Genomic DNA, 12569 nt, shown 5'->3' with positions numbered 1-12569 from the left:
CTGGGATGAAAAAGATCGAAGCCATCATCAAGCCCTTCAAGCTCGATGAAGTCAAAGAAGCACTCCAGGAGGTCGGCCTTCAGGGCATCACCGTCATCGAGGCCAAGGGTTTTGGACGTCAGAAAGGTCACACCGAGCTTTATCGGGGCGCCGAGTATGTGGTCGATTTCCTTCCCAAGGTGAAGCTCGAGATCGTGTTGGCAGACGACATGGTCGAGAACGCCATCGAGGCGATCCGCAAGGCAGCCCAAACGGGCCGGATCGGGGACGGAAAGATCTTCGTGTCGACGGTGGAAGAAGCCGTCCGCATCAGAACAGGCGAAACCGGATCGGATGCGATCTGAACTCGCTTTGCAAAGCCACGGCCGGGCGCCGTGAACAACCATCAAGGGTAAAGAGGACGAGACCATCATGCAGACCGCCAAGGATGTGCTGAAGGCGATCAAAGACAACGACATCAAGTATGTCGACTTCCGTTTCACGGACCCGCGCGGCAAGTGGCAGCACGTGACCTTCGACCAGTCCATGATCGACGAAGAGGTCTTCGCGGACGGCGTGATGTTCGACGGTTCGTCCATCGCGGGCTGGAAGGCGATCAACGAGTCGGACATGACCCTCATGCCCGATCCGAGCACCGCGCAGATCGATCCCTTCTTCTCCGCCGCGACCCTCTCCATCGTCTGCGACATCCTCGAGCCCGCCACCGGCGAGCCCTACAACCGCGACCCCCGCGGCATCGCCAAGAAGGCGGAAGCCTTCCTCAAGTCGACCGGCATCGGCGACACGGTGTATGTGGGTCCCGAGGCCGAGTTCTTCGTGTTCGACGACGTGAAGTTCACCGCCGATCCTTATAACACCGGCTTCAAGCTCGACGCTTCCGAGCTGCCGACGAACGGCGACACGGATTACGAAGGCGGCAACCTCGGACACCGCATCCAGACCAAGGCCGGCTACTTCCCGGTCCCGCCGCTCGATTCCGCCCAGGACATGCGTGGCGAAATGCTCGCCGCCATGGCCGCCATGGGCGTGACGGTCGAGAAGCACCACCACGAGGTGGCCTCGGCCCAGCATGAGCTCGGCACGAAGTTCAACACCCTCGTGCGCACCGCCGACGAGATGCAGATCTACAAGTACTGCATCCACAACGTCGCCCAGTCCTACGGCAAGACCGCGACCTTCATGCCGAAGCCGGTCTATGGCGACAACGGCTCGGGCATGCACGTGCACCAGTCCATCTGGAAGGGCGGCAAGCCCATGTTCGCCGGCAACAAGTATGCCGACCTCAGCCAGGAATGCCTGTGGTACATCGGCGGCATCATCAAGCATGCCAAGGCGCTGAATGCGTTCACGAATCCGTCGACCAACTCCTACAAGCGCCTCGTTCCGGGCTATGAGGCTCCGGTTCTGCTTGCCTACTCGGCCCGCAACCGCTCCGCCTCCTGCCGTATTCCGTGGACGACGTCGCCGAAGGCCAAGCGCGTCGAGGTTCGCTTCCCCGATCCGACGGCGAATCCCTATCTCGCTTTCGCAGCCCTGCTCATGGCCGGTCTCGACGGCATCCAGAACAAGATCGATCCTGGCGCGGCCATGGACAAGGACCTGTATGATCTTCCCCCGCGCGAGCTGAAGAAGATCCCGACCGTATGCGGCTCGCTGCGCGAAGCTCTCGCCAGCCTCGACAAGGACCGCGGCTTCCTGAAGGCCGGCGGCGTCTTCAACGACGACTTCATCGACAGCTATATCGAGCTGAAAATGACCGAGGTCGCCCGTTTCGAGATGACCCCGCATCCGATCGAGTTCCAGATGTACTACTCCTGCTGATCGGCAGGACGAGGATTTCCTCCCGGCTGCGGAAGCAGCCTTCCTTTGCCGGAGCCTTCGGGCTCCGGCTTCTTTTTGTACATGCTGTGAGCCTTACGGGGTCGACGCGGGTTGGCTTGTGGCCCATCCGGCCATCCAGGCACGGCGAAGCGCCTCACCTTCGCCCTTGAAGAACGTGTCGCTCAGCCTGCTCACCTTCACGCGGTCCGCCCGAAAGTTGCGCAGCCCTTCGCGCAATTCACACCAGGCGACCACATTGGCAGCCTCTGAATAATAGATCAGCGCAATGGGCCGGATCGTCCGATGCGTCTCTCGCCCCTGCTCGTCCCGGTAGGCGATCTCGATCTTCCGTTCGTCGCGAATGGCCGCGCGCACCATACCCAGATCGATCCCGGCCGGCGGCGGCGTGACGGCACCCCAGGCAAATAGGGCGTTTCCCGACAGCGCCTGACGCAGGGGCTGTGGCATCGCGGCGGCAAGCCGTTGGCTGGCGCGCTTCGCCGACTGCTTGAGTCCGGTATCCCCGGTGCGCTCCAGAAGGGCCAGGGCCAGCACGATCGCTTCGGTCTCCTCGATGGAGAACATGAGGGGTGGCAGGTCGAATCCGGGCCGCAGAAGATAGCCGATTCCGCGCCCGCCCTGGACCGGAACGCCCATGGCCTGGAGCGCGGCGATATCGCGATAGATGGACCTGGAGGTCACGCCCAGTTTCTCGGCGATCTGGGCCGCGGTCACGGGCTGTTCCGCCACACGCAAGATCTGGATGATCTCGAAGAGACGAGATGCTTTCCTCATCCTCAACCCTCCTGCAACTGACATAACGCTGTCAGTTATCCTTCCGCCACATATGGCTCAACTCCTTGGGTATACAAGAGAATGAGTGCATGAAGGATCTCCGCGCCCCGGAGTTCCTGACATGAGCTACACTGCAAACCTCTGGCTTTTTCTGACCCTCCTGTTCGGGATCATCGTCATTCCGGGCATGGATATGCTGTTCGTTCTGGCGAATTCCCTTTCCGGAGGCCGGCGGGCCGGACTCGCCGCGACGGCAGGGATCATGGTCGGAGGCGCTGCTCATACGGTCTTCGGCGCTGTCGGCGTGACAGTGCTGGCGAGCCTGAGCCCTTCCGTGTTCATGGCCCTGCTCTATGTCGGCGCCGCCTATATGGCCTGGATCGGCCTGACGCTCATGCGCAGTTCGATCACGGTTCATGGGGTCGATGTCGCGCGGACCCGGTCTCTTTGGGTCGCCTTTCGCCAAGGTGCGGTGACCTGCCTCCTCAATCCGAAGGCCTATTTATTCGTTCTTGCGGTCTATCCTCAGTTCCTGCTGCCCCAATACGGCGCAATCTGGCTTCAGGCCTCCATTCTCGGGATCATGACGGTGCTGATGCAGCTTGCGGTCTATGGCAGCCTAGCCGTCGCCGCCGGCCAAAGCCGGAAGTTCCTCGTATCACGCCCAAAGGCGACCACGATGATCGGAAGAGCCGCGGGTCTGTTGTTCATCGCCGTTGCTCTGACAACCGCCTGGCGTGCGGCCCTGTAAGGCGCCTGCCCGGCATCGATGGCTGAGGAAGAGGATACCGGCGAGGATCCGCATGTCGAGGGTTGAATGCTCCGCAACGGCTTGACCGCTCGCTGTTCTCATGTTCCGACCCACAGCACAGGATGGACGAAAGAGGAGCCGCGAATGGCCCGTTCCGCGATACCGTTGATGGCACTCGTCGCTGCATTCATGCTGGCGGCGACCATCGAGGCCTCTTTCGCGCAGCAGCCAGGCAAACCAAGTTGGCCTGAGGTGAAATGCGCTCGTTATAAAAACGCCTGGGCGGAGCTCCTCGCACGGCGAGGAACGCAAGGAGTTGGTCCGGCATTTCTGGCCCGCCATGAGGCTTTCCTGGAGTCGAATTGCACGCGACAGGCCGATGTTTGCCCCCGGTCGGCTGAAGAACTGGATGTGGCGAATATGATGGTGATCGCGGCCATGAACAGCGGAACGGCGAGCACCTTCCCTCCCTTTGCCTGCCGAAAATAGGATTTCCGGATCCCGACCTGCGTCTTGAGAGCTCCGTCCTCAGCGTCGGCGCGCTCCCGCATGATTCATAACGGCTGGCCGCTGCCCGTCACAAGGCAGGATGGCACGCCGCGTACCGGCCGGATATCGCCAAAAGAAAGGCCCGGCGTTTCCGCCGGGCCTTCCCTCGCCGAAGCGAACGATCTTAGTACGACGAGAACTTGTAGTTCAGACCGGCGCGGACAACGCCGAACTCGTCCTTGCCGTGACCGTAGTAGCCGAACCCGTAATCGTTGCGGCCGCCGTTATCGATGTTCACGTACAGACCTTCGATCTTCGCGGTCAGGTTATTCGTGAAGGCATATTCGAGACCGCCGCCCAGCGCCCAGCCGCCGTCGTTGCCGTTGAAGGCAAAACCGCCGGTGGCGTAGATGAGCGCGCGATCGAAGGCCACACCGGCGCGGGCGCGGACGGTGCCGAACCAATCGTTCGAGCCGTTGTCGCCGTAGTAGTAGCCGAGGCCGTAATAGCCACGGTCACCATGGCCGCGGTCGGCATACTGGACGTCGCCTTCGACGCCGATGACGAACTGGCCGATCTGGTAGTTGTAGCCGGCCTGGGCGCCGCCGACGAAGCCGCCGTCATTGCCGTTGCCGTAATAGCCGAACGCCGGGTCGTAGTAGCCGTTCCCGTTGTTGGTGTTCCAGCCGTAGCCGGCGTTCACGCCGATGTAGAAGCCGGTCCAGGTGAAGACCGGAACCGCCATGATCGGAGCGGGAGCCGTGCGAGACGGAAGGTCGGCCGCCGCGGCGCCGACAGTGAGACCCAGCAGGGCCACAGAGGAGAGCAGGATCTTTTTCATGTTAATCATCCCATTGCTGATGAATTGAACTTGCAACGGTATTAATTAACAAAGCCCTGCCCGTCTGTCACAATATTGCAACAGCCCACCGAAACCGTGGCCTTTTGGACAGGACAATCGAATGGCCCCCTGATCCCGAGCGGGGCGGCACGCCTCAGGAGCGCGTCAGCCAGGCTTCCAGAGCCTGACTCACCCGCGCAGGCTGCTCCAGCGTCGACAGGTGGCCGGCTCCCGGCACAACGACCAGCGACGCCCACTCGATCATCTCGGCCATTTCGCGGGCGACCTCGGGCGGAGTGATGACGTCCTCGTCACCGACCAGAATGAGCGTGGGAATCTCTATGCCGGGCAGCAGCGAGCGCGAATCGGGCCGGGCCATGATGGCTTTCTGCTGGCGCACGAATGCTTCCGGCCCCACGTCCCTCATCATCCCCGTCACGACCGCATTCAGATCGCGATCCGCCTGCCGCTCGGGGGAAACAAGGCGCGGCCAGAGAGCTGTCAGGATCTCGTCGAAACGTCCATTCTCCGCCAGAGAGATCTGACGCAGGCGATCCTCGCGAGCCTGATCCGTGTCCGGGCGAGCCGTGGTATCGAGAAGCGCGAGCCGCTCGACCCGCTCCGGAGCGTGGCGAAGGACCTCCATAGCCACGTATCCGCCCATGGACAGGCCGGCGAGCGCGAAGCGCTCCGGCGCCGTCTTCAGGAGTCGGCCCGCGATTTTCTCCAGCGAATCATCCCGCATATGGTCAGCGACGATGATTCGGCGGGTTGGCGAAAGCGCCCCGATTTGCTCTTCGTAGAGCCTGGATGTATTGCCGAGGCCGGGAATCAGTACGAGTGTCTCGGCCATTGGGCCTTTCCCCTTGGATTGACAAGGCCATAGCTTGTCCTATGGTCCCGCCGCACCTTTGCTTGAGTAAAAGATCTCAGGTGAAACCAGTTATGCGCCAGTTTGTTGCCGTATCGAGCGGCCGGCATTGAAAGCGCGTCCAGCCCTCACGGTTATACCTCTCATGTCGTTTGCCGAACTCGGACTTAGCGAAAAAGTTCAACAGGCGGTCACCGCCTCTGGCTACACCGAGCCCACCCCGATCCAGGCCCAGGCCATCCCGCACGTCCTGGCCCGGCGGGATGTTCTCGGCATCGCCCAGACCGGAACGGGCAAGACCGCCGCCTTCACGCTGCCGATGCTGACTCTCCTGGAGACCGGCCGGGCCCGCGCGCGCATGCCCCGGACGCTGATCCTCGAGCCGACGCGCGAACTGGCGGCCCAGGTCGAAGAGAATTTCGACCGGTATGGAGCCAACCACAAGCTGTCGGTGGCTCTCCTTATCGGCGGCGTTTCGTTCGGCGACCAGGATGCCAAGATCACCCGGGGGGTCGATGTGCTGATCGCGACCCCGGGGCGCCTGCTGGACCATTTCGAACGCGGCAAGCTTCTGCTGACCGGTGTCGAGCTCCTCGTCATCGACGAGGCGGACCGGATGCTGGATATGGGCTTCATTCCCGATATCGAGCGCATCGTGAAGCTGGTGCCCTTCACAAGGCAGACCCTCTTCTTCTCCGCGACCATGCCGCCGGAGATCCAGCGGCTGGCGGACGCCTTCCTGCACAATCCCGTCAAGGTAGAGGTGGCGCGCGCCGCGTCGACCGCCTCCACGATCACCCAGCGCCTCATTGCTACCGGCTCGCAGGATTACGAAAAGCGAGAGACCCTTCGGGAACTCATCCGCAACGCAACCGATCTCAACAACGCGATCATCTTCTGCAATCGCAAGCGTGACGTGGCCGTCCTCCATCGCTCCTTGCAGAAGCATGGTTTCAATGCCGCGGCGCTCCACGGCGACATGGACCAGCGCGCCCGCATGGCCGCGCTCGACGGCTTCCGCAACGGCGAGACGCCGCTGCTCGTCGCCAGCGACGTCGCAGCCCGTGGGCTCGATATTCCCGCGGTCAGCCACGTCTTCAACTATGACATTCCGCACCATGCGGAAGATTATGTTCACCGGATCGGCCGAACCGGGCGCGCCGGAAGAACGGGCTATTCCTTCACGCTCGTGGGACCGGGCGACGAGAAGTCTCTCGCGGCGATCGAGAAGCTCATCGGCCAGCCCGTCGAATGGGAAGGCCCCAGTCTCGCCGAGCGTCCCGCCTCCTCCTCTGGCCGGCCAACGGCCCGCCGGGGCCGTGGTGGTGGGTCCGAACGGACGCGCGGACGCAAAGTCAGCACTCGGGCGGCGGAAGATGCGACGGTCGAGGAAACCGACACCCCGCGTGAGGAGAAGGCTCCGCGTCGGGAGCGGACTCCCGACAAGGCTCCGCAGCGGGAGCGCAGCCGTGGGGGCCGCAGGGAGCCGGATATGGATGAGCCGGTGATCGGCCTTGGCGATCACGTGCCCGCCTTCCTTCTCCGGCCGGTGACCGTGAAGAAGACCAAATAGGCCGGCAAATAGGCGGGGTTGCCGAATCCGCTGCATCCGGCATCTTGCTGAAAACATCACTGGGAGCGTCATATGCCGGCTACACGCGTCGCCGTTTTCGTCGGAAGCCTTCGCAAGGAATCCTTCAGCCGGAAGATTGCCCAGGCCCTTGCGGAGCTCGCCCCGGAAGGAATGACGCTCGACTTCGTCGAGATCGGCCAGCTTCCTCTTTATAATCAGGACGACGAGCCCAATCCCCCCGAGTCGTACCGGGTGTTCCGCCAGACGGTGGCCTCCGCGGATGCGGTGCTGTTCGTCACGCCGGAATACAACCGGTCTGTGCCGGGTGCCCTCAAGAACGCCATCGATGTCGGCTCTCGCCCTTACGGGAAGAGCGCCTGGGACGGGAAGCCGGGCGCCGTCGTGAGCGTCTCGCCCGGGGCGATCGGAGCCTTCGGGGCCAATCATCATCTGAGGCAATCACTGGTATTTCTCAATGTGCCGACGATGCAGCAGCCCGAGGCCTATATCGGGAACGTCACGCAATTGCTCGATGAGGGTGGCAAGCTGACGAACGAGGGCACGCGCACGTTCCTGGCGAAGTTCATGCAGAGCTTCGCCGCCTGGATCGAGGCCGTGAAAAAAGCGAGCTGAGCCGTCGGTTCAGGCCACTCGTCCCTTCGCGCGGCGCCTTGATGGCTTGGCAGTCCTGGCTCGGCGGGCGGCATCGAGTGCCAATATCCCCAGGCGTCGGGCTTCCGCCTCATCCTCCAGCGCCCCTTCGGGCATAAGCCAATAACTCATAACTGTGGTTCGCCCGTTCCGGGTCTGGTAGCTGAAGGGCCGGGAACTGAGTTCCTCGAAGACCGGAAGCGTTTCGGCATCCGCCTTGAGATAGAGTTCACCCCTGACTTCGAGAGCGAACATCACCTCGTCCCGGTAGATCCCCTGGCCGCCGAACATCCGGCGAATGCGGATCGGCCCAAGAGCTTGGAAGACGTCGCGAATAGCCTCCGGGTCCATGAAGCTCCTACTCCACCGGCGGGAGCTTATCCGGGGTCGCCGGAGTGATCGCCACCGACTCGCCGCAGCCGCAGGCGGATGTCTGGTTGGGATTGTTGAACACGAACTGGGATGACAGCTTCGTGGTCTGGAAATCCATTTCGGTGCCGAGCAGGAACAGCACGGCCTTCGGATCGATCAGAACCGTCACGCCCTTGTCCTCGACCACCTCGTCGAGGGGCGAGACGCTGTCGGCATATTCCATGGTGTAGGACATCCCGGCGCAGCCGCCGTTCTTCACGCCGACGCGCACCCCGACAATGGAGCGGTCAGCCTTCGCGATGATGTCCTTGACGCGGTTTGCTGCCGCGTCCGTCAAGGTTACGACCTTGAAACCGGGTAAAGCCATTGAATTCTCTCCTGACGTCCGGGTTCAAGGCCCGGGCAGAACGAGTCCGTTTCCATATAGATAGGAGATGTGATCGGGAACGTCGAGATTTATCGCCTCTTCGTCGCCGCCGAGGTTGACGCTCCGGCACCTGATCTAATCTAAGGGGTGCACCCACCAGAAGGAGAGCCGATGCCGCATCACACACCGCTGATTTCCACCATTGTGGTCGGCCTTGTGCTGGCATTCATCCTCGGTGCAGTCGCGCATCGCTTCCGGATCTCCCCGCTTGTCGGCTACCTGCTCGCCGGCGTTCTGGTCGGGCCGTTCACTCCCGGCTATGTGGCCAATCAGAGCTTGGCCAACGAGCTTGCCGAGATCGGCGTCATTCTTCTGATGTTCGGCGTCGGCCTTCATTTTTCCCTGAAGGATCTTCTGTCCGTCAAGGCAATCGCCATTCCGGGAGCCATCGTACAGATCACCCTCGCGACTCTTCTGGGCATGGGGCTGGCGTGGTCGCTCGGTTGGCCGATCGGCGCGGGGATCGTGTTCGGCTTGGCACTTTCGGTCGCCAGTACGGTGGTTCTTCTGCGAGCCCTTCAGGAGCGGCGGCTGGTCGAGACGGAACGGGGCCATATCGCCGTCGGATGGCTCATCGTCGAGGACCTGGCCATGGTCCTGACGCTCGTTCTGTTGCCGGCAATCGCCAAGGCACTGTCCGATACGCCCTCGGACCCCTCGTCCATCGTCCTGTCCTTGGCGATCACCCTCGGCAAGGTCGCGGCCTTCGTGGCGATCATGCTGATCGTCGGGCGGCGAGTCATTCCCTGGATTCTTCACTTCGTTGCCCACACGGGCTCCCGCGAACTCTTCCGCCTCTGCGTCCTCGCCATCGCTTTGGGCGTCGCATACGGGGCGGCTGTCCTCTTCGGCGTGTCCTTTGCTCTCGGAGCATTCTTCGCCGGGATGGTCTTGAGCGAATCCGAGCTCAGCCACAGGGCGGCCTCCGAGTCGCTCCCGCTGCGTGACGCCTTCGCGGTGCTCTTTTTCATTTCCGTCGGCATGCTGTTCGACCCGACGATTCTGATCCGGGATCTCGGCCCCGTTCTGGCGACCTTGTTCATTATCGTCGTTGGCAAATCGCTCGCCGCCCTGGTTATCGTGCGATTGTTCGGCCACCCGCGCGGCACGGCTCTCACCATTGCGGCAAGCCTCGCGCAGATTGGAGAATTTTCGTTCATCCTCGCGGGGTTAGGGGTCGATCTTCAGATCCTTCCCGAACGGGGCCGGGACCTCGTCCTCGCCGGGGCGATCCTGTCCATTCTCGTCAACCCGTTCCTGTTCACCCTTCTCGACAAGTGGGTCGCTCGGTACGAGACCAAGAAGCCTGCGCCCGCGGTCGAGCCGACGGCCGCGCCCGATGCGGCGGAGGATACTCTTCCTCGAACATCGCTGACCGATCACGTGGTCGTGGTCGGTCACGGGCAGGTGGGCCAGTTCGTCGCCGCCAAGCTCCGGGAAGCGGGTCTGCCCTACCTGGTGATCGAGAACAACGACGACAGGGTCGCCAAGCTGCGCCATGACGGTATTTCCGTCATCGCCGGAAACGCTGCCGATCCGAGCGTCGCCGCTGCCGCGAATATCGGAGCTGCGCGCTGCCTGCTGATTGCGATCCCGGATACGTTCGAAAGCGGCCAGATCGTCGAGCAGGCGCGGGCCATCAACCCTCTCCTGCCGATCATCGCGCGGGGCCATTCCGACGCGGAGCGCGAGCACTTGGCGCGGCTGGGCGCAACACGCGTGATGCTGGGCAAGGAAGAAATCGGCCGCGCCCTCGCGGACAGTATTCCGGCCCGGCCGCCGACGGCGCCGGACCGGCCTAAGACGGTGGAAAACGACATGAGAGCGCAAGAAGTCGCGGGGCCCGCTGCGGAATGAGCGCAAGCGACACCATTCGAATCGCACCGCCCCAGTCGACGCACTTGGATGCATGGGCCCGGCTTCGAGCGGCGCTTTGGCCGGACGGAGCGGAGGAAGAACACCGGGCTGAAGTCGAGGAGAGCCTTTCAGCCGTCGACAGCGTCGCTTTTCTGGCCCTGACCGGAGAAGAGCCGATCGGCTTTGCCGAGGTTTCCCTCCGCCGCGATTACGTCAATGGCTGCGTGTCGTCTCCTGTGGCTTTCCTGGAAGGCATCTATGTCGACCCGTCCCATCGACGCAGGGGAATTGCCGCGCGCCTGGTCGCCGCCGCCGAAGCCTGGGCGCTGGAACAGAACTGCCAGGAGTTCGCGTCGGACGCGGAACTGACCAATACCGCGTCGCACGACATGCACAAACAGCTGGGATTCGAGGAGACGGAGCGAGTCGTCTACTTCAGGAAGCCCTTAAGGGCCTCGAAACCTTAGGTCCTGCGGCTCACCACATGTCGAGGGCGACGCGTGCCTCGTCCGACATACGGCTTTGATCCCACGGAGGATCGAAGACCATGCTGACGCTCACGCTCTGAACGCCCTGCACAGTCGCCACGGCGTTCTCAACCCATCCGGGCATCTCGCCGGCCACGGGGCAGCCGGGGGCCGTCAGAGTCATGTCGATCTTGACGTTGCGATCGTCATCGATATCGACCCGGTAGATGAGGCCCAGTTCGTAGATGTCGGCCGGAATTTCCGGGTCGTACACGGTCTTGAGGGCAGCCACGATGTCGTCCGTCATCCGGTCGAGTTCCTCGGGCGGGATCCCGCTGCCGGGGGCCACCTGCGGCGCATTGGGCGCGTCATTGATCGGTGTCAGGTCGTTCACAGGCAATCCTCACGCGAACAGGGCTTCGGCCTTTTGCAAGGCTTCTACCAGTTTATCGACTTCTTCCAGTGTGTTGTAGAGCCCGAATGACGCGCGGCATGTCGCGGTCGCGCCGAAGCGCTCGAGCAGGGGCATGGCGCAGTGCGTGCCCGCCCGTACGGCCACGCCCTGGCGATCGATGACCGTGGCGATATCGTGGGCATGGGCGCCCTTCATATCGAAAGCGATGATCGCTCCCTTGCCTTTGGCCTTGCCATAGATCCGAAGCGAGTTGATGGCGCCGAGCCTCTGGTGGGCATAGTCCGACAAAGCCGCCTCATGGGCCCGAATATTGTCGCGGCCCAGCTCCATCATGAAGCGCAGAGCAGCGTCCAGTCCCACAGCCTCGATGATCGCAGGCGTCCCCGCCTCGAAGCGGTGAGGAGGATCGTTATAGGTGATCCCTTCCCGGGTCACTTCACGGATCATCTCGCCGCCGCCCTGGTAGGGGGGCATCTGGGCCAGAAGCTCCTTCTTGCCGTACAGGACTCCAATTCCCGTCGGGCCATAGACCTTGTGGCCGGTCAGCACGTAGAAATCGGCGTCGAGATCCCGCACGTCCACATCGAGATGGACTGCCCCTTGAGCCCCGTCGACCAGAACCGGAACCCCGTGTCCATGGGCGATCCGGATGATCTCCTTCATGGGCGTGATGGTGCCGAGCACGTTCGACATGTGGGTGATCGCGACGATCTTGGTCCGGGGCGAGAAGAGCTTTTCATACTCTTCGAGCAGGAAGTTGCCCTCCTCGTCCACCGGGGCCCATTTGATGACCGCCCCCTTGCGTTCCCGGAGGAAATGCCAGGGCACGATGTTCGAATGGTGCTCCATGATGGAGAGGATGATCTCGTCCCCCTCCCCGATCGCCATGCGGCCGAAGGAGTCCGCAACGAGGTTGTAGGCCTCCGTCGCGGATTTGGTGAAGACGATTTCGTCTATCGACTCCGCGTTCAGGAAGCTGCGGACCGTCTCTCGCGCGCGCTCGAACGACTCGGTTGCCGCATTCGCCATGAAGTGCAACCCGCGATGAACGTTGGCATAGCCGGTTTCCATAGTGTTCACCATGGCGTCGATCACCGCTCGCGGCTTCTGGGCGGAGGCCGCGTTATCGAGATAGACGAGCGGCTTCCCATAGACCTGCTGCGACAGGATCGGAAACTGGGCACGGACGGCTTCGACGTCGTAAAGCTTTGCTTGAATGTTCATCGCTGACCTTCCTCC

Annotated in this window: 14 protein-coding genes; 7 read left to right on the top strand and 7 right to left on the bottom strand. The window is 62.6% G+C overall.

All coding sequences use genetic code 11. The features are described from left to right. The first annotated feature begins 5 nt into the window (after positions 1-5). The gene (locus tag LJD17_RS08845) at positions 6-344 is read left to right on the top strand and encodes a P-II family nitrogen regulator (RefSeq protein ID WP_224310998.1); all 339 of its coding nucleotides are present in this window, start codon (positions 6-8) and stop codon (positions 342-344) included. Positions 345-411: 67 nt separating this feature from the next. Continuing rightward, positions 412-1821: a type I glutamate--ammonia ligase gene (glnA, locus tag LJD17_RS08840; protein ID WP_227383815.1), complete on the top strand. Its 1410-nt coding sequence runs from the start codon at positions 412-414 to the stop codon at positions 1819-1821. Positions 1822-1914: 93 nt separating this feature from the next. On the opposite strand, the gene LJD17_RS08835 is transcribed toward glnA, so the two are convergent. Continuing rightward, positions 1915-2616: a helix-turn-helix transcriptional regulator gene (locus LJD17_RS08835; RefSeq protein ID WP_227383814.1), complete on the bottom strand. Its 702-nt coding sequence runs from the start codon at positions 2614-2616 to the stop codon at positions 1915-1917. A gap of 121 nt (positions 2617-2737) precedes the next feature. On the opposite strand from LJD17_RS08835, the gene LJD17_RS08830 reads away from it, so the two are divergent. Further along, on the top strand, positions 2738-3367 hold the full coding sequence (locus tag LJD17_RS08830; RefSeq protein ID WP_227383813.1) for a LysE family translocator: 630 nt from the start codon (positions 2738-2740) through the stop codon (positions 3365-3367). 673 nt (positions 3368-4040) lie between these two features. Here the strand turns inward: LJD17_RS08830 and LJD17_RS08825 are convergent. Further along, positions 4041-4697 (bottom strand): outer membrane protein, encoded by a 657-nt coding sequence (locus tag LJD17_RS08825; RefSeq protein ID WP_227383812.1) that lies wholly within the window; start codon positions 4695-4697, stop codon positions 4041-4043. A 154-nt stretch (positions 4698-4851) separates the two neighbouring features. Beyond that, a complete protein-coding gene (locus LJD17_RS08820) occupies positions 4852-5550 on the bottom strand; it encodes an alpha/beta fold hydrolase (protein ID WP_227383811.1) in 699 nt (232 codons plus the stop codon). A 163-nt stretch (positions 5551-5713) separates the two neighbouring features. Between LJD17_RS08820 and LJD17_RS08815 the strand changes: the two genes are divergently transcribed. Together LJD17_RS08815 and LJD17_RS08810 are read left to right on the top strand one after the other, a co-directional pair. Next, complete coding sequence (locus LJD17_RS08815; RefSeq protein WP_227383810.1) at positions 5714-7141, top strand: DEAD/DEAH box helicase; 1428 nt, start codon at positions 5714-5716, stop codon at positions 7139-7141. A gap of 72 nt (positions 7142-7213) precedes the next feature. Further along, positions 7214-7774, top strand: a complete 561-nt coding sequence (locus LJD17_RS08810; RefSeq protein ID WP_227383809.1) for an NADPH-dependent FMN reductase — start codon at positions 7214-7216, stop codon at positions 7772-7774. Positions 7775-7783: 9 nt separating this feature from the next. Here the strand turns inward: LJD17_RS08810 and LJD17_RS08805 are convergent, their stop codons facing one another. Both LJD17_RS08805 and sufA read right to left on the bottom strand, forming a co-directional pair. Beyond that, the gene (locus tag LJD17_RS08805) at positions 7784-8143 is read right to left on the bottom strand and encodes a TfoX/Sxy family protein (protein WP_227383808.1); all 360 of its coding nucleotides are present in this window, start codon (positions 8141-8143) and stop codon (positions 7784-7786) included. Between the two features lie 7 nt (positions 8144-8150). Then, positions 8151-8531: a Fe-S cluster assembly scaffold SufA gene (gene sufA, locus LJD17_RS08800; protein ID WP_227383807.1), complete on the bottom strand. Its 381-nt coding sequence runs from the start codon at positions 8529-8531 to the stop codon at positions 8151-8153. A gap of 171 nt (positions 8532-8702) precedes the next feature. Here sufA and ybaL point away from each other — a divergent pair, with 171 nt between their 5' ends. After that, complete coding sequence (gene ybaL / locus LJD17_RS08795) at positions 8703-10448, top strand: YbaL family putative K(+) efflux transporter (RefSeq protein WP_227383806.1); 1746 nt, start codon at positions 8703-8705, stop codon at positions 10446-10448. Beyond that, complete coding sequence (aac(6'), locus tag LJD17_RS08790) at positions 10445-10915, top strand: aminoglycoside 6'-N-acetyltransferase (protein WP_227383805.1); 471 nt, start codon at positions 10445-10447, stop codon at positions 10913-10915. Before ybaL ends, aac(6') begins: the two co-directional genes overlap by 4 nt. 10 nt (positions 10916-10925) lie before the next feature. Here aac(6') and LJD17_RS08785 read toward each other — a convergent pair whose 3' ends face one another. Then, positions 10926-11222: an SUF system Fe-S cluster assembly protein gene (locus LJD17_RS08785; protein ID WP_227384285.1), complete on the bottom strand. Its 297-nt coding sequence runs from the start codon at positions 11220-11222 to the stop codon at positions 10926-10928. A gap of 96 nt (positions 11223-11318) precedes the next feature. Continuing rightward, positions 11319-12554: a cysteine desulfurase gene (locus LJD17_RS08780; protein ID WP_227383804.1), complete on the bottom strand. Its 1236-nt coding sequence runs from the start codon at positions 12552-12554 to the stop codon at positions 11319-11321. Between the last annotated feature and the right edge of the window lie 15 nt (positions 12555-12569).

The sequence above is a fragment of the Microvirga rosea genome, assembly GCF_020595095.1.
GTDB classification, from domain to species: domain Bacteria; phylum Pseudomonadota; class Alphaproteobacteria; order Rhizobiales; family Beijerinckiaceae; genus Microvirga; species Microvirga rosea.
The sequence above is the reverse complement of the archived record's forward strand: the minus strand, read 5'-3'. Positions and strand labels throughout refer to the sequence as shown.